Genomic DNA, 17,617 nt, shown 5'->3' on the forward strand with positions numbered 1-17,617 from the left:
CTCGGCGCGCCACCGTGCCCAGCGCACCGGCCCGGGCCCGGCCCGGGCCGGTGCGCTCAGGCCTCCAGGCCGGTGCGAGCGAAGATCTCGAGGGTGAGGCGGCGCCACAGCTGGGAGGACACCGATCCGGCGTTGAGGTCCAGGACGTGGTCGGCGAAGGGCACGACGACCGTCTCGTGCTCGACCCCGGCGGCCTCCAGGGCGGCGTCGAGCTCGCGGGAGCCGACCACCGGGACGACGTGGTCCTGCTCGCCGTGCACGACGAGCACCGGCGGCATCCGCCGCCCCAGGCCCATGCGGCCGATCTGCTCGATCTTGGCCACCGGGTTGATCTCGGCGTAGCGCTCGGGGAGCTCGGCCGGGGTGCCGCCGGTGTAGCGCTGGGCGCGCAGCCGCACGTAGGGGGCGATGACGAGGTCGGGGTTGTCGTGGAAGACGACGGGGTCAGCGATCGGGTAGGTCAGCGAGACGGCGTCGACCGGTGGGACCTCGCCCCCGCAGCTCGAGCGCACCGTCCCCAGCACCTGGCGCGCGGCGGTCTCCAGGGCCAGGTGCCCGCCGGCGGAGTCCCCCACGAGGGCCAGGCGATTGACGTCACCGCCGTACTGCACGGCATGGGCACCCACCCAGGCCAGGCCGCAGCCCACCCTGGTCTCGGCCAGCTCCCAGGTCTGGAGGGACGGGGTCGACAGGGGGTAGTCCAGTGCGATGGCCAGGTAGCCCTGCTCGGCGAACCAGTCGGCCTGACCGCGCGTCATCGGGTTGAGGTGGTCGCCGGTCATCCAGCCTCCTCCGTGCAGGAGGACGACGACCGGGGCTCCCGCGGAGGTCGCGCGCGGCTCGCCGGTGCCGGGGTCCCGCGGCAGCCAGATGCCGGCCTCGAGGCTCTGGTCGGTGGCGCTGTCGTCTAAGAAGGTCTCGACGACGTCGGGGGCCGAGCCCACCTGGCCGATCCCCGTCAGGGCCAGGGCGTCCAGACTGACGCCGCGGGCCGAGGCGAAGTGGATCTGGACCGCCCCCACACCGCCCACGGCGAGCAGGCTCAGGGCCAGGAGGACGACGGCGGCGGCGCGCGCCCGGCCGGGCCGGCGGCGCAGGGCCACGGCGGCCAGGACCGTCGCCACCGCCAGCAGCGCCAGGGCGTCGAGACCCCACGTGCCGAGCATGAGGGAGTAGGACAGGCCCGGCACGGGCACGAACATCGCCAGGGCGCAGGCGGCGCACAGCAGCGCCCCGCCGAACAGCAGCGCGGAGAACCAGGACGAGCGGCGCCGCCTCGTGCGCGGCGGGTTGTCGTCGAGGGATTCTCGTCTGAGCAGGCGGGTCGGCACGGCGTCACGATACAAGCGCTGGCACCGGGGGCGCCCATGGGGCATGGTCCCCGGGGAGGACCGGGACGATGCGGTCCTCCTCCCCAGGCAGGAGGATCACCGCCGTCACCGACGTAGCATTTCCCTGGGACGCACGCCACCTTGCCTCCTGAGGCCGGTCGACCCGGCACCACGAGGGCCGGCGTCCCCCCCGGCGGAACTGGCCGCCGGGGACACCCCGGGAGTGCCCATGCTTGAGATCAGCCACCTGTCCAAACGATTCGGGAGGCTCCAGGCTCTCGACGACTTCTCCACCCACCTGGGCGACGGCGAGCTCGTCGGGTTCGTCGGCGCCAACGGTGCCGGCAAGTCCACGACGATGCGCATCATCATGGGTGTGCTCGACACCGACGAGGGTGCCGTCAGCTGGAACGGCTCGCCGGTGGACGCCGCGCTGCGCCGCCGGATCGGTTACATGCCCGAGGAGCGCGGCCTCTACCCCAAGATGAGGGTCGCCGAGCAGCTGACCTACCTGGCCCGGCTCCACGGCGTGGAGGCCTCGGCGGCCCGACGGGCGACCGAGGAGTGGACCGAGCGCCTGGGCCTGGCCGAGCGGCGCGCCGACGAGGTGCAGAAGCTCTCCCTGGGCAACCAGCAGCGCGTCCAGCTGGCGGCCGCGCTCGTGTCCGGTCCCGAGCTGCTCATCCTTGATGAGCCCTTCTCGGGCCTGGACCCCGTGGCCGTGGAGGTGATGAGCCAGGTGCTGCGCGAGCGCGCCGAGGCGGGGGTGCCCACCCTCTTCTCCTCCCACCAGCTCGACGTCGTCGAGCGCCTGTGCGACCGTGTTGTCATCATCCGCGCGGGCCGACTCGTGGCCGACGGCACGGTCACCGAGCTGCGTGCCGGTGCCACGGCCCGCTGGCGGGCCGTGGTCGAGACCGGGGCCACCGACGAAGAGGTCGGCGCCGCGGTCGAGGACCTGCCCGCGGCGGCCTGGGGGCGTGCGGAGTCCGGCCGCCTGAGCATTGGCTGCGAAGGGACTGACGAGCAGCCCCTGCTGCGGGCGGCCCAGGCTCTGGGGATGCTGCGCGAGATCGGCCCCGTCCACCGTCCATTGACCGAGATCTTCAGGGAGACGCTGGCCGCGCCGGCCTCCGACGAGCACGAGGAGGCCCGGCCATGAGCAGCGCCGAGACCACAGCGAGCACCGGGACGACCGGCTCGGGGAGCCACGCCATGTCCAGGCGCCAGGAGATCGCGCTGGTCGCCGGGCGCGAGCTGCGCACCCAGCTGTTCAAGAAGGCGACCCTGGTGTCGACGGCCATCATGGTCCTCCTCATCGTCGTCGGCATCATCGTCGCCGGCCGGCTGAGCGGTGGCGAGCCCCAGCCCTACCGGCTGGGTGTGGCCGGCACCAAGCAGCAGGCGGCAGCCCTCATCCCCTCCCTGACGGCGATCACCGGGTCCAACGGCGAGGCGGTCGAGGTCGTCGACCTCACCGGCACCGACGGGCAGGCAGCCCTGTCCGAGGACGACAACCCCGTCGACATGGTCCTCGACCTCTCGGGCGAGCCGCGGCTCCTCGTCCAGGAGGAGGCCGATGAGGCGGTGGCGGCGGGAGTCACCGGCATCATGCAGCAGGCCGCGTTGTCAGACCAGATCACGGCCCTGGGAGGGGACCCGGCGTCGGTGGCCTCGACACTGGCCACGGCGGCACCGGAGGTCGTCGTCCTCGATCCGCCCCGGCAGGATCAGGAGGACTTCGGACCCCGCTACACCGTGTTCATGATCGTCAACATGATCATGTACTTCGTCATGCTCGGGGGCGGACAGCTGATCGCCCAGGGCGTGGTCGAGGAGAAGTCCAGCCGCATCGTCGAGATCCTGCTGGCCTGCGTGCGACCCACCTCCCTGCTGGCCGGCAAGGTCCTGGGCATCGGCGTGGCCTCCATCGTCTCGACCGCCGTCTTGGCGCTGGCGGGCGTGGTCACGGCGAAGATCGTCGGTATCCTGCCCGAGGCGGTCATCAACCTCGACGCGGTCTTCGTGGCGATGCTCGTGTGGATGGTCGTCGGCTTCTCTATCTTCGCGATCGCCTTCGGAGCCGCAGGAGCACTGGTCAGCCGTCAGGAGGACGTCGGCAGCGCGACGATGCCGCTCATCATGCTGTGCGTCGTGCCCTTCATACTCGCCATGGTCATGATCCTGGGCGACCCCAGCGCCATGGTGTGGCAGGTGCTGGCCTTCGTGCCACCGCTGTCGGCCTTCCTCATGCCCGCCCGCCTCATCTTCGGGGTCTCCGGCTGGATCGAGCAGGCCCTGGCCATCGCCCTGGCCTTCCTGCCGCTGCTCGTGCGCGTGGCCGCGGGCATCTACACCCGGGCCGTCACGCGCATGGGCGCGCGCGTCCCCCTCAAGGAGGTGCTGCGCCGCCCCGCGGCCTAGCGCCCCGACCGGAGACGGGGCCGGTCGGGCAGGAGGGTGGGCTCAGGCCAGGAGGGTGGGCTCAGGCCCCGAGCTCGGGGAACCAGATGGCGATCTCGCGCTCGGCCGACTCGGGTGAGTCCGAGCCGTGGACGAGGTTCTCCATGGCCTCGGCACCCCAGTCACGACCCAGGTCGCCTCGGATCGTCCCCGGGGCGGAGAGAGTCGGCTCGGTGGAGCCCATGAGGGAGCGGACCCCCTCGACCACGCGGTGGCCCTCGACGACGGCGGCGACCAGGGGGCCGCGCGTCATGTAGTCGACGACCGAGGGATAGAAGGGCTTGGAGACGTGCTCGGCGTAGTGCGCCTCGAGCAGCTCGGGCGTGGGGGCAACGACCTTGAGGGCCACGAGGTCGTAGCCCTTGGCCTCGATGCGGCGCAGGATCTCACCGGTGAGGCGACGCTCCACGGCGTCGGGCTTGACCAGGACCAGGATGCGGTCGCGGGGCGCTGAGGGCATGGGATGGGGTCCTTTCACTCGGGCTGGCGCGGGACTGTCGGGGACCGCGCGGTTGTCGCCGCCGCGCTCACGGCGGGCTCCGGGATGAACAGTGGCGGACGCCGCCGCCGGGCGCAAGCGCGCCGGCCGGCTAGGCCCCGGCCGCGCGGCTGGCGGCCTCCAGGAGAAGGGCCGTCGACTGAGCCCCCGGGTCACGGTGGCCCCGGGAACGCGCACCGTGGTAAGAGGCGCGGCCCTTGCGGGCCGCCATCGGCTCGGTGCTCCGCGCCCCCTGCGCCGCCGCCCGGGCGGCCTCGGCCAGCACCTCGGCGGGGCCGGCACCGGCGTCCGCAGCGGCCCGGGCCGCCAGCGCGGCCGGCCGCCAGGCGTCGAGCATCGTCTTGTCCCCCGGCTCGGCCCGTCCGCGCACCTCGACACCCGCGCAGGCCGCCTCAATCAGCCCGGCGACCGCGGCGGCGTCGAGCTCCTCGAGCGCACCACTGCGCGAGGCCCTCAGGTAGGCAGTGCCGAGCAGCGGGCCCGAGGCACCCCCGACTGTGGCCAACAGGGAGGTCGCCACCGCCTTGAGCGCGCTCCCCGGGGTCTGCGGCGCGGCGCCCGCCTGCGCGGCGGCGTCGAGCTTGGCCAGGGCCGCCTCGAGCCCCCGGCACAGGTTCGTGCCGTGGTCACCGTCCCCGATCGCGGCGTCCAGCGCATTGAGCTCCTCGCGGTTGTCGGTCACGGCTGCGGCAGAGCGACGCGTCCAGTCCACGACCCAGGCAGTGTCCAGGAGCTTGTCAGCGGTCACGGCAGTCCTTCACAGCGAGTTGGGACGGCGGGCGTCTTACGCCTGCCCGAGGAGGGGTGCGGCCCGACGGGCCATCCGGCCCCATTGTCTCACGCCATGTCCCCGTGCGCAGGGAAGGGCGGGTCTGCCGGGTCGTGGCGCAGGTCCTCACCGGCGTGATCCACGGGAGGCCCCGCGCTCAGGAACGCATGAACAGGACGCGGGCCTCGGCGGCCAGGAGGACCGAGCCGACGATGAGCACCCCCGAGGCCGGCATCGGCGCGTCGAAGCCCTCGACCAGGGACACCGCCCGGTCCACCCCCTCGACCAGGCTCTGGGCGAGGACGACGCGGTCCTCGCCGAAGACCTCCCGCGCCTGGGCGGCCAGGTCCTCCGGATCCATCGCGCGTGGGGAGTCGATGGGCACGCACACGACCGCCTCGCAGGCGGGCTCGAGCACGGACAGGATCCCCTCGACGTCCTTGTCCGCCATGACGCCGACGACCGCCACGAGGTGACGCAGGCCGAAGGTCTCCTCGACCGCCGGCACGAGGGCCTCCATGCCGTGGGGGTTGTGGGCGGCGTCGAGCAGCACGGTGGGCGAGGAGCGCAGCACCTCCAGCCTCCCCGGGCTGGTCACCGATGCGAACCCGTTCTCCACCACCAGCGGGGGCAGGGCCCTGCCCCCGAAGACCGCCTCGGCGGCGGCGAGGGCCAGCAGGGCGTTGTGCGCTTGGAAGTGCCCGTGCAGGGGCACGAAGACGTCCTCGTAGACGGCGGCGGCGGTGGCCAGAGTGACCATCTGCCCACCGACTGCCTGGGTGCGGTCGACCACCCGCAGCACTCCGGCCCCGGGTGCCCCGGGGTCCTCCTGCGGGTCGAGCTCGCGGCGCCACACGACCCCGTGCTCGGCGGCGGCCTCGGCGATGACCTCCTGGACCACGGGCTGCTGGACGGCGGTGACGAGGGTGGCACCGTCCTTGATGATGCCCGCCTTGTTGGCGGCGATCTCCTCCAAGCCCTCCCCCAGCCACTTCCCGTGGTCCCGCCCGATGGGGGTGATGACCTCGACCTCGGAGTCGACGACGTTCGTGGAGTCCCACGTGCCCCCCAGGCCGACCTCGATGACGGCCACATCCACCGGGTGGTCGGCGAAGGCGGCCAGGGCCATGACGGTGAGCACCTCGAAGAAGCTCATCCTCGGACCCCCGCGCTTGAGGGACTGGGCATCGACCATCTCGACGTAGGGGGCGACGTCGTCCCAGGCGGCGATGAACTGCTCAGGCGACACCGGCTCGCCGTCGAGGCTGATGCGCTCGCGGATCGAGGCCAGGTGCGGGGAGGTGAACCGGCCGGTTCGCATGCCCGTGGCCGCCAGGAGGCGCTCGATCATCCGCGCCGTCGAGGTCTTGCCGTTGGTGCCCGTGACGTGGACGACCCGGTAGGTCCTCTCCGGGTTGCCCAGGATGTCGAGGGCGGCCTCGACCCGTTCCAGGGAGGGCTGGACCCGGTGCTCCGGGGCTCGGGCGAGGATCTCGGCCTCGACGGCGCGCATGCGCGTGGCGACCTCGACGCCCCGGGCCGCCGCCTCGAGGTCGGCCCGGTGCCTCGCCGCGTCGTCGCCCGGCTCGGCGCGGTCGCTCCCGGCCGGGCCGGGGCGGTCGGGCAGGACCGGCTCCCAGCCCTCCCAGTCCTCATCGTCGTCCTGCTCGGCCCCGGCCAGGAGGGCGTCGAGCTGGTCCGGGTCCCCGCCGGGCAGCAGCCCCTGGGCGAGGAGCTCGCGCAGCGCCTGCCGGTCCTCGGCCTCACGGGCCTCCTGGTCCCGGGCGGCGGCCAGCTCGGCCTCGTGGGCCTCGGCCAGGGAGGTGCCCGCGGGAGCGTCGGCGGCCTCCAGGTAGGCGGCGAGCTCGGGGTCGATCCCCCCGGTGGCGTCCTGCACACCCCCGGCGTCGAAGACCGCGTCGACGACCTCCTCCCCGGTGGCGCCCTGTGGGATGCCGAAGGCCGCACCCCGGTCGCGGCCGGGCTGCTTGTTGGCCGGGGCGTGGCCGTGCTCGCTGCTCATGTGCTGCTCCCTGGTCGAGTCGTGAACCGGGGGTCAGCCTAACGACCTTCCGGGGACGGAGAGTCGCGCCGCGGCGGGCGCCCCGCACAGGGCGGTGGGGCCGGCACCGGGCCGGTCTCCCGGCCGAACCCTCCCCGCCACGGTGAGGATGTGGCGGTTCGGCCACATCCTCAGGCAGGGCGAGGACGCCCGCCGCGTACGTCGACACAATGACCTCGTGCCGAGGCATAGACCCATGTTGCTCAGGCACCGACCATTTCGTTCACCACTACTCATTTTCAAGAACCGAGGCAGTCCGCATGACGACGACGCACTGGAACGCAGGACACATGACCCCCGCCGCCGGGGCAAACGGAGGGCCGGGCGGGCTCGGCCGCCGGGCCGCGCTCGGCGTGTTCTCCGCGGTGCTCCTGGCGCCACTGGCGGCCTGCTCGACCTCGGTGGAGGACTCCCCCAGCGCCACGGCCACCAGCACCGCGAGCGCCTCGACCACCTTCGGCATGGCCCAGGACGAGGCGATCGCGGTCATCGCCGAGCGGGTGGCGGCCCACTGGCCGCACATGTCCACCCTGTGGCCCGGTGTGGACTACACGACGCACGACGTCATCATGTTCGCGGTCGATGACCAGGGCGAGGCCACCCGGGCATGGCTCATCAACACCACCGAGCACCGCGAGCTGACGGCCGAGGAGTATGCCTCGGTGCCCGTCCCGCCGTACTTCCTGTCCACCGAGTTCGAGGGACGCCCCTCGATCTCCGTGGTCCTCGACCTCAACAACCCGTTGGCGACCCCGCCCAGCGCCGAGGACTCCTTCGCACATCCGGAGGTGGCGCCGGACCCCCACGCCGGGGCCGGCTTCATGTACCAGCTGACGACACACGAACTGGTGCACTTCTACTACCAGGACGAGGCCCTCCAGTCCGCCGAGGGCAACCGGGACACCCCCTACCCGGTCGATGTCGAGCCGCGGATCGTGCGCAACATGCTCCACTACCGGCTCAACCGCGCCTTCGCCGACGCCGCCAACCGGCAGGACCACCTGGGGCGGGCGAAGTTCTGGCAGGACAAGTGGGTGACCGCCTACGCCCAGGATGCCGAGGCGATCCGCACCTATGACATCCGCGAGGGCGTGGCCCGCTACCTGGAGAGGGCAGGCGACTACGTCGACCCGGCGCAGAGCGGTGACGAGCTCGTCTCGGCCCAGACCGCCGGCCTGGAGTACCAGTACGACACGAGCGTGGACGGGGAGTCCTACTCGCTGGGCTTCGTCTCGGGCCTGCTGCTCGATGAGACCCTCCCCGGCTGGAAGGACTCCTTCTACGCCTCCGGTAAGACGCTGGTCGAGACCCTCCTCGAGTCGGTGACTGCCGTCGAGGACCAGGAGGATGCCGTGCTGCGCGAGCGGCTGACGACGCTCATCACCGAGCACAACGAGAGCGTCAAGGACGAGATCGCCCTCATCGACCAGGCCGAGGCGGACACGACGACGGCCTACCTGCGCACGCAGGGGGAGGCCTCGATCAACCTCAGCCACGAGGGCTCCTACGCCTACAAGGGCAAGACCGTCTTCGTCCGCACCGTCACCGACCTGGCCTCGGCCGGCGGTGGGTCGGTGACGATCTCGGGCCTGACGATCCTGGCCGACCCCAGCACCGGGGAGTACACGATCCCCCTGCCCGCCGGCAGCTACAGCTACAAGGACGGCACGCTGACGGTGACCGGGCAGAAGGTCTCCGGTGAGGTCAAGGCGAGCGAGTCGACCGACAGCGGCAGGCCGGTCTACACGAGGCCGCGGGCCTCGGCCTGCGGGCCCCGGGCGCGGGCCCGCCCGAGAGCCCCGGCGGAGCGCCCGCGGCGGGCGCTCCGACGGGGCCGAGGAGCTCAGGCCCCCAGCCCGACGACCTCGGCCATCGGCGTGGCCGCGCCCGGGTCGGCAATGATCGTCGCCTCCGCGCAGGCGGTCTCGGACTTGATGAGGTCGAGGTGGGCACCGGTCCAGGCGTCCTTGTCCGCCGGGACCCTCAGGGTCAGCCTCATCGGCTCCCCGACCTCCAGGGCGGCCGCCTTGCGCTCGTCCTGAATGAGGCGCACGAGGTCGCGCGCCCAGCCCTCAGCCTCGAGCTCCTCGTCCAGGGCGGTGTCGAGGACGACGAAGGCCCCCGCGCCGATCATCGTGGCCGACAGCGCCTCGTCGTCGACCTCGATCCGGCTGGTCAGCTCGAAGGCGGAGTCCTCGGCCTCGAGCACCACCGGGACCCCGTCGAGCAGCACGTCATCGAAGCGGACGTCGCCGTCCTCGGTGAGCGTCCACTGCCCGGCCTTGACGGCCGCGAAGAGCTTCGAGGTCAGCTTGCGCACCGAGGGGCTGAAGGCCCGCGGGTTGAGGGACAGCTGCTCGGTCACCTCGTAGCCGGCGTCGGCGGCGTCGACCAGCCGCACCTGCTTGACGTTGACCTCCTCGGCGATGAGGGCGCGGAAGGGGGCCAGGCCGGCGGGGTCGGTCGTGGCGACAGTCAGGGAGCGCAGGGGCTGGCGCACCCGCAGCTTGTCGGCCTTGCGCAGGCCCAGCGCCGCCGAGACCGCGCCGCGGGCGGCGTCCATGGAGGCCACGAGCGCCCCGTCGGCGACATAGGCCGGCAGGCCGGGCCAGTCGGTCAGGTGGACCGAGCGCCGCCCCGTCAGACCCCGGTGGATCTCCTCGGAGACGAGCGGGGCCAGGGGCGCCATCACCTCGGTGAGGACGGTCAGGACGGTGGCCAGGGTGTCGAAGGCGGCCCGGTCGCCGTCGGTGAAGCGCGAGCGGGAGGTGCGCAGGTACCAGTTGGTCAGCACGTCGAGGAACTCGCGGATCGTGGCGGTGGCACCGGTGATGTCGTAGGCGTCCATCTGCGCCCCGACGGTGGCCGCCAAGTCCTTGGTCCTGGCCAGGATGTAGCGGTCCATGACGTGCAGGGACCCCTTGGGGCCGAACAGGGAGCGGTCGGACAGGTCGACGCCCTCGGTGACGTAGCCCCGCCCCTGCCCGGCCCGCCCGGCGTAGAGGGCGAAGAAGTACCAGGTGTTCCACAGCGGCAGGAGGACCTGACGGACGGTGTCGCGCACCGCCTGCTCGGTGACGACGAGGTTGCCGCCGCGCACGACCGGGCTGGCCAGGAGGGTCCAGCGCATGGCGTCGGCCCCGTCGCGGTTGAACACCGTCGTGACGTCGGGGTAGTTGCGCAGCGACTTGCTCATCTTGGCGCCGTCGTCGCCCAGGAGGATGCCGTGGGACACGCAGGTGGTGAAGGCGGGCCGGTCGAACAGGGCGGTGGCCAGCACGTGGAGGGTGTAGAACCAGCCGCGGGTCTGCCCGATGTACTCGACGATGAAGTCGGCCGGGTTGTGGGACTCGAACCACTCGACGTTCTCGAAGGGGTAGTGCACCTGGGCGAAGGGCATCGAGCCGGAGTCGAACCAGACGTCGAAGATGTCGGGGATGCGCCGCATCGTCGACCGGCCGGTCGGGTCATCGGGGTTGGGGCGGGTCAGGCTGTCGATGAAGGGGCGGTGCAGGTCGGTGACCTCGACGCCGAAGTCGGCCTCCAGCTCGGCGAAGGAGCCGTAGACATCGGTGCGGGGGTAGGCCGGGTCGTCGCTGACCCACACGGGGATGGGCGCGCCCCAGAACCGGTTGCGGGAGATCGACCAGTCCCGCGCCCCGGCCAGCCAGTTGCCGAAGATCCCGTCCTTGATGTGGGCGGGCACCCAGGTGATCTCCTGGTTGAGCTCGACCATGCGGTCCCGGATGGCGGTGACCTTGATGAACCAGGAGGACACGGCCTTGTAGATGAGCGGCTTGCGGCAGCGCCAGCAGTGCGGGTAGCTGTGCACGTAGCTCTTCTGGGACACGAGCACCGCCCGGTGCTCGGGAGCCACCCGGGCCAGGGGGCCGGAGGAGTCGCGCAGGTCGGTGACGACCGGCTTGTTGGCCTCGAAGACCTGCAGGCCCTCGTAGTCGGGTACCTCGGTGGTGAAGCGCCCGCCGTCGTCGACCGGGATGACCGTACCGATGCCGTACTCCTGGCAGGTGAGCATGTCGTCCTCACCGAAGGCCGGCGCCTGGTGGACCAGGCCCGTGCCGTCGGTGGTCGTCACATAGTCCGCGGCGATGATCTGGAAGGCCTGCGGCCCGGGGGCGGCGCCCTGGGCCCGGTGGGCCTCGTCGGCGAAGTAGTCGAAGATCGGGTGGTAGCGGCGCCCGACCAGCTCCGAGCCGGGCAGGCGCCCGAGGATGTGGGGGTCCTCGCCCAGCTCACGGCTCAAGGTGCCCACGAGCTCGGCGGCCACGACGACGTCCTGCCCCGCCACCGGGGAGTCGAGGTCCTCGGCGACGCGCACGACCGCGTACTCGATGCCGGGTCCCACCGCGACCGCGGAGTTCGACGGCAGGGTCCAGGGCGTCGTCGTCCAGATGAGGGCCAGCTCGGGGCGGGGGGCGCCGGCCAGGACCGGCTCGGTCAGGCGCAGGCCGACCACGACGGTGTTGTCCTGGCGGTCCTGGTAGACGTCGTCGTCCATCTTGAGCTCGTGGTTGCTCAGGGGGGTGCGGTCGTTCCAGCAGTAGGGCAGCACCCGGTGGCCCTCGTAGGCCAGGCCCTTGTCGTAGAGGGTCTTAAAGGCCCAGATGACCGACTCCATGTAGTCGGGGTCGAGGGTCTTGTAGTCGCCCTCGAAGTCGACCCAGCGCGCCTGGCGGGTGACGTAGTCCTCCCACTCCTTGGTGTAGCGCAGCACCGAGGAGCGGCACTCGGCGTTGAAGGCCTCGATACCGATGCCGCCGGGGCCCGTGATCTCTGAGACGTCGTCAATGCCCAGGAGGCGCTGCGCCTCGAGCTCGGCGGGCAGGCCGTGGGTGTCCCAGCCGAAGCGGCGCTCGACCCGGCGGCCCTTCTGCGTCTGGTAGCGGCCCACGGCGTCCTTGACGTAGCCGGTCAGGAGGTGGCCGTAGTGGGGCAGGCCATTGGCGAAGGGGGGCCCGTCGTAGAAGACGAACTCATTGGGCTGGCCCTCGGCGTCGACGGCGGGCCGGGCGTCGATCGAGGCCCGGAAGGTCCCGTCGGACCTCCAGTAGTCGAGGACCTCCTCCTCGATGGCCGGGAAGGACGGTGAGGGGTCCACGCCCCGTCCCTGGCGGTGGAGGGGGTAGAAGGAGGCACCGGTGCGCCCGGTGGTGGTCTGGTCGGCCATGGGGTCCGCCTCGTGTCTCGTGCCTGCGTGTCCGACGAGGACGACACGCCTCCTCCCCCGGGACCCGGGACTGTGCCCGGCGGGGTCGGCGCCGCACCGCGGTACCACCTCGCTTGCCGCGCCCCGGACGTGACGGCGGTGTGCCGGCACGGCCTGCGGTGCGCGACCGCTCGTGCGGGGCTGTACGGGCCCCTCCCGCCCGGTTCTAGTAGGGCGCCGCAGCACCTGTTCTTCCGGGAGGCTCACCGGTGATCCCCGGTGCGGTGTGTCCGCCCCGGCCGGGTCATCGCCTGGATGCCCGGAGTCTATGAGGCCGGCCCTCCACCGGGCCAGTTCCCAGGGCGCGGCGGCGACGTCATCCTTGACACACCGGCCCGGGGCCTGCCGGGACGGCGGGGATCCCGGACCGGAGGGCGCCGCGGGCCGACGAGATAGAGTGGGCGGGCACAGCCGCCGAGCCTCAAGGACATCCACCGTGCCCGTACCGAAATACGAGGAGATCTACGAGCACCTGCGTGAGCGGATCGAGGACGGCACCTTCCCGTTCCGCTCCTTCCTGCCCAGCGAGAACCGGTTGAGCGCCGAGTTCGGCACGACCCGACCCACGGTCCGCAGGGCACTGCAGTACCTCGGCTCCCACGGCTACGTCCAGTCGATCCAGGGCAAGGGGATCCAGGTCATCCACCGTCCACGGGACATGTCCCGGTTCCTGCTGTCGGGGATCGAGTCCCTCGAGGAGGCCGCCGGGCGCATCGACACGACCGTGCGCACTGTCCTGCTGTCCTCATTCACCGAGGTCGTCGACCCGGCGCTGGCGGCCTCCAGCGGCCTGGACGCCGGCGAGCAGGTGGTCCACCTCGTGCGCCTGCGCCTGCTGGACGGGCGGCCGGCCATCATCGACCACAACCGCTTCCTGCGCTCGGTTGTCCCCGAGATCCCGGTCCGGGCGGCGGAGTCCTCGATCTACGCCTACCTCGAGCACGAGCTCGGGGTGCATATCGCGACCTCCTCGCGCATGGTGACCATCGAGGCGGCCACCGCGATGGACCGCGAGCACCTCGACCTGGGCGGCCTCAACTGCGTGGGGGTGGTCGAGTCCCTGGGCTTCGACGCCGCCGGAGTGCCCTTCGAGTACACCCGCTCCCACCACGTCCCGGCCACCTTCGGGTTCACCTCGACGGCGCAGCGGCTCCCGGCCCGGCGCTGAGCGCTGCGCCACCGGGACGGTACCGGTGGCGCAGCGCCCGGGTCACCGGGGTCACGCAGGTCGAGCCGGTCAGGTGCCCGCGGGCTCGCGGTTGCCCAGGCGCACCTTCTCCACCGTGCGCTCGGCCTCCAGGTCGCTCTCCTTGAAGCCGAAGAAGTAGGTGCAGGTGAAGGACACGACGAGCGCGGCCACCGAGGCGATCCAGTAGCCCGTGAAGGAGGAGTCCATGCCCTCGGGGTTGACGAATGACGGGAAACCGACGATGGCCCCGGTGAACCCCCACATGTTGACGTCGAACAGACCGGTCAGCAGCCCGCCCACGGCACCGCCCAGGGAGGCAGTGATGAAGACACGGCCGTACTTGAGGTTGAGGCCGTACATGGCCGGCTCGGTCACGCCGCACAGGGCCGAGATGGTCGCCGGGCCGGCCATGCGCTTGATGCGCGCGTTCCTGGTCTTGACCCACACGGCCAGGGCGCCACCGCCCTGGGCGATCATCGTGGCCGAGACGATGGCGTTGAGCGGGGAGGAGCCGGGGTCGGCGATCTGCTGGGAGATGATCGGGATGACCGCCCAGTGCAGGCCGAAGATGACCAGGCACTGGTAGAAGCCTCCGATGACCAGACCGGCCAGCGGGTAGGACAGGCCCAGGATCCAGGTGATGACCGAGGCGATGGCGCCCGAGATCGTCATGACGATCGGCCCGAAGACGACCAGGACGAGCACCGAGACGATGAAGATCTCCAGCAGCGGCACGAAGATCGAGCGGACCACCGGCGGGATCCAGCTCTTGAGCCAGGGCTCGATCTTCGAGGCGAGCCAGGCGGCCACGATGATCGGGAAGATCGAGTAGGCGTAGGCGTTGCCCTCGGGCAGAGAGACCGGGATGCCGAAGAACTCCGTGTTGAACACGGTGCGGCCGATCGTGGCGAAGGCGTGGTAGCCGTCGGCCTCAGGGTTGGCCATCTCCACGACCCCGGGGTGGACCAGGACGCCGCCGATGATCGCCACGATGATCGGGTCGGCGCCCAGGCGGCGCGCCGAGGTGAAGCCGATGATGATCGGCAGGAAGTAGAACATCGAGCCGGCCATGGCCGAGATGAAGGTGTAGGTCGGCGTGCCCGAGCTGACGACCTCGAACTGTGTGAGCAGGGCGAGCAGGCCCTGGAGGATGCCGGAGGCGGCCAGGACGCCGATGACCGGGATCATCGAACCGGTGATGACCCCGATGAGGGAGGAGAAGCCGTATCCGATCCAACCGCGCACGGTGGTGGGGCGCGGCGCCGCGGGGACGTCATCGGCCTGGGAGTCCTCGCCCAGGTGCGGCAGCTGCTTGAGGACGGCGTCGTAGACGTCCTCAACCGTCGCCCCGATGACCACCTGGTACTGGCCGCCGGCACGGGCCACGTCGATGACGCCCTCGATGTCGGCGACCGCGGCGTCGTCGGGGATCTTGTCGTCCTTGAGGTAGAAGCGCACGCGGGTGATGCAGTGGATGACGCTGCGCACGTTCTCGGCGCCGCCGATGTTGGCGATGATGTCGTGGGCGGTGGCGTCGAAGCCGGTCAGCCCGGCGGCCTGGGCGGAGGCGGGCCCGGACACCGCCCCGGACGCCGGCTCCAAGGCGGGCTCGGACGAGGGGTCGGCGAGAGTGGCGGTCGCGGCCGGGTCCCCGGCGGGCACGGTCTGGCCGGCGGGCGCGGCCAGGCTCAGGCCGGACAGCGCCGTCGCCGTGTTGGTCACCGCCACGATGGCCGTGGTGCCCTTGCCCGCCGCGACGATGGCCTCGAGGTCCATCGAGCCCAGGTCCTGACCTGCGCTGACCCGCTGACCGACCTCGACGCCCAGGGAGAAGGGAGCCCCCGCGAGCTCGACGGTGTCGATGCCCAGGTGGAGGAGGACCTCCAGGCCGTCGTCGGTCTGGAATCCCAGGGCGTGGCCGGTGGCGGCCACGAGGGTGATCGTGCCGGCCACGGGGGCGACGACACGCCCGTCGGTGGGGTTGACTCCGTAGCCCTGGCCGAGCGCCCCCGAGGAGAAGACCGGGTCGGGGACGGCGTCCAGGGCGATGACCTCGCCGGCGACCGGGGCCAGGAGGACCGCCTCGGGCGGTTGGGGGGATGAGGACATGGTGGGGCGCTCCTCTCAGAGCAGGGTCGGGGTGCGGAGGATGACCGCGAGCGCCTCGTAGGGGCCGAGGGCGACGGTCGGTGTCATCGGGCGCTCGGGATAGTTCCCGATGAGCACGTCGCCCGCGACGAACTCCTCGGGGATCTCCATGGTGGTGGGGTGGCCACGGAAGCTGGTCAGGACGAGCAGGCGCGTCGTGGCCTGCGGCTCCTCAAGGGTGCGGGTGTAGGCCAGCACGTCGGGGTCCTCCAGCGCCCAGGGGGCGTAGAGGCCGTGGGCGATGACGGGCTCTGCCTTGCGCAGGGCCACGAGGCGCCGGTAGTAGTCGAGGATGACGCCGTCGGCCTCCTGGGCCGCCACGGAGACCTCGTCGTGGTTGGTGGGTCGCAGCCAGGGGGTTCCGGTGGTGAAGCCGGCGGCCGGGCCGGCGTCCCACTGCATGGGGGTGCGGGCGTTGTCCCTGGCCTTGGCGTGGACGACGGCGAAGGCCTCCTGCGGGGCGGTGCCCGCGGCCAGCAGCTCGGCGTAGGCGTTGCGCGCCTCGACGTCGACATAGTCCTCGATGCTGGTGTAGGCGGGGTCGGACATGCCGATCTCCTCACCCATGTAGATGTAGGGCGTGCCGCGCAGCAGGTGGATCGCCGTGGCGAGCATGGTGGCGCTCTTGTCGCGGTGGTGGCGGGGGTCTGCGAAGCGGTCGAGGGCCCGGGGCTGGTCGTGGTTGTTCCAGAACAGGGCGTTCCATCCGCCGCCGTCCTGCAGGCCCAGGGTCCAGTCATTAAGGAGGTGCTTGAGGGCGGTGATGTCGGGCTCCATGAGCGTCCACTTGCGCCCCTGGGCATAGTCGACCTTGAGGTGGTGGAAGTTGAAGACCATCGACAGCTCGCGGTTGTCGGGCCGGGTGTACTCGACGCAGGCGGCGATGCTTGTCGAGGACATCTCCCCCACCGTCACCGACTCGGGGTCCGCGCCGTAGCTGGCCTGGGCCAGCTCGCGCAGGTAGGTGTGGACCAGCGGCCCGTCGGTGTAGACAGCCCGGTCGTCGCCGCCGGGCGGGGCGTCGGCCAGGGGCTCGGTCTTGCCGATGACGTTGATGACATCGAAGCGGAAGGCGCGCACGCCACGGTCGCGCCAGAAGTTGACGACCTCGGCGGCCCGGGCCCGCACCTCGGGGTTGTGCCAGTCGAGGTCGGCCTGACCGGGGTCATACAGGTGCATGTAGTACTCCCCGCCCACGGGGCGCCCCTCGGCGTCGACCGGCCCGAAGGGCGCCCAGGCGGGGCCTCCGAACTTCGAGGCCCAGTTGGTGGGCAGGGAGCCGTCCGCCCGGGCTGGCCGCAGGTAGAAGTAGTCGCGGTAGCGCTGCTCACCGGCCAGGGCGCGGGTGAACCACTCGTGCTCGGTGGACACGTGGTTGAGCACCATGTCGAGCATGAGGCCGATCCCGTGCTCGGCCAGGGCGGCGATCAGCTCGTCGACGTCCTCCATCGTGCCCATGGCCGGGTCGACGGCGCAGTAGTCGGAGATGTCATAGCCGTTGTCCCTGCCCGGCGAGGGGAAGAAGGGGTTGAGCCACACATAGTCGACGCCCAGGGACGCGATATAGGGCACCTTGTCGATGATGCCTCGCAGGTCGCCGGTGCCCGAGCCTGTCGAGTCCCGGAACGACTTGGGGTAGATCTGGTAGACGACGGCGTCGTGGAAGCTCATGGCGCGGCTCCGGGGTGAAGGGACTCAAGGGGCGTGCCCGCGGCTCCTCCGGCGGGCGACTTGTCTACACAAGTAGAGCACGGGGTCGGCGTCCCGTCAAACACCCCGGACGCCGGGGCGCGCGCCGTCGAGGCGCACCGTCGCCGGGGCGCCCCAGACTCCGACCGGATCGGTCGTCACAGGCAAGAAGCGAGCCGGTGGGCCCGCCCCGGGTGGGCGGGGCCCCCCGCGCGCGGGGGGGGGGGGGGCTCGGGCGCC

Annotated in this window: 10 protein-coding genes; 3 read left to right on the forward strand and 7 right to left on the reverse strand. The window is 71.7% G+C overall.

Annotation, left to right across the window (positions count from 1 at the left end):
* Positions 1-56: 56 nt before the first annotated feature.
* Positions 57-1,331 (reverse strand): alpha/beta hydrolase, encoded by a 1,275-nt coding sequence (locus tag Q4C85_RS05225; protein ID WP_303140349.1) that lies wholly within the window; start codon positions 1,329-1,331, stop codon positions 57-59.
* A gap of 229 nt (positions 1,332-1,560) precedes the next feature.
* Here Q4C85_RS05225 and Q4C85_RS05230 point away from each other — a divergent pair, with 229 nt between their 5' ends.
* Together Q4C85_RS05230 and Q4C85_RS05235 are read left to right on the forward strand one after the other, a co-directional pair.
* Entirely contained in the window at positions 1,561-2,493 is a 933-nt protein-coding gene (locus Q4C85_RS05230) for an ABC transporter ATP-binding protein (protein WP_303140350.1), read from the forward strand.
* Positions 2,490-3,755, forward strand: a complete 1,266-nt coding sequence (locus tag Q4C85_RS05235) for an ABC transporter permease (protein ID WP_303140352.1) — start codon at positions 2,490-2,492, stop codon at positions 3,753-3,755. Before Q4C85_RS05230 ends, Q4C85_RS05235 begins: the two co-directional genes overlap by 4 nt.
* Positions 3,756-3,816: 61 nt before the next feature.
* Here the strand turns inward: Q4C85_RS05235 and ndk are convergent, their stop codons facing one another.
* The 4 genes from ndk to ileS all read right to left on the reverse strand — a co-directional run bounded on the left by ndk (position 3,817) and on the right by ileS (position 12,312).
* Entirely contained in the window at positions 3,817-4,254 is a 438-nt protein-coding gene (ndk, locus tag Q4C85_RS05240) for a nucleoside-diphosphate kinase (RefSeq protein WP_303140353.1), read from the reverse strand.
* 130 nt (positions 4,255-4,384) lie between these two features.
* Positions 4,385-5,041 carry a dihydroxyacetone kinase subunit DhaL gene (gene dhaL, locus Q4C85_RS05245; RefSeq protein WP_303140355.1) on the reverse strand — a complete coding sequence of 219 codons (657 nt, stop codon included), beginning with the start codon at positions 5,039-5,041 and terminating at the stop codon, positions 4,385-4,387.
* A 178-nt stretch (positions 5,042-5,219) separates the two neighbouring features.
* Positions 5,220-7,085, reverse strand: a complete 1,866-nt coding sequence (locus Q4C85_RS05250; RefSeq protein ID WP_303140356.1) for a folylpolyglutamate synthase/dihydrofolate synthase family protein — start codon at positions 7,083-7,085, stop codon at positions 5,220-5,222.
* A gap of 1,882 nt (positions 7,086-8,967) precedes the next feature.
* A complete protein-coding gene (ileS, locus tag Q4C85_RS05255; protein WP_303140357.1) occupies positions 8,968-12,312 on the reverse strand; it encodes an isoleucine--tRNA ligase in 3,345 nt (1,114 codons plus the stop codon).
* Positions 12,313-12,787: 475 nt separating this feature from the next.
* Between ileS and Q4C85_RS05260 the strand changes: the two genes are divergently transcribed.
* Complete coding sequence (locus tag Q4C85_RS05260; RefSeq protein ID WP_303140358.1) at positions 12,788-13,519, forward strand: UTRA domain-containing protein; 732 nt, start codon at positions 12,788-12,790, stop codon at positions 13,517-13,519.
* Positions 13,520-13,588: 69 nt separating this feature from the next.
* Here Q4C85_RS05260 and Q4C85_RS05265 read toward each other — a convergent pair whose 3' ends face one another.
* Both Q4C85_RS05265 and Q4C85_RS05270 read right to left on the reverse strand, forming a co-directional pair.
* Positions 13,589-15,649 carry a glucose PTS transporter subunit IIA gene (locus Q4C85_RS05265; RefSeq protein ID WP_303140359.1) on the reverse strand — a complete coding sequence of 687 codons (2,061 nt, stop codon included), beginning with the start codon at positions 15,647-15,649 and terminating at the stop codon, positions 13,589-13,591.
* Positions 15,650-15,664: 15 nt separating this feature from the next.
* Positions 15,665-17,359, reverse strand: coding sequence for an alpha,alpha-phosphotrehalase (locus Q4C85_RS05270; RefSeq protein ID WP_303140362.1), 1,695 nt, complete (start codon positions 17,357-17,359; stop codon positions 15,665-15,667).
* Positions 17,360-17,617: the final 258 nt, after the last annotated feature.

The sequence above is a fragment of the Actinomyces sp. genome (genome assembly GCF_030524025.1).
In the GTDB taxonomy this organism is placed as follows: domain Bacteria; phylum Actinomycetota; class Actinomycetes; order Actinomycetales; family Actinomycetaceae; genus Actinomyces.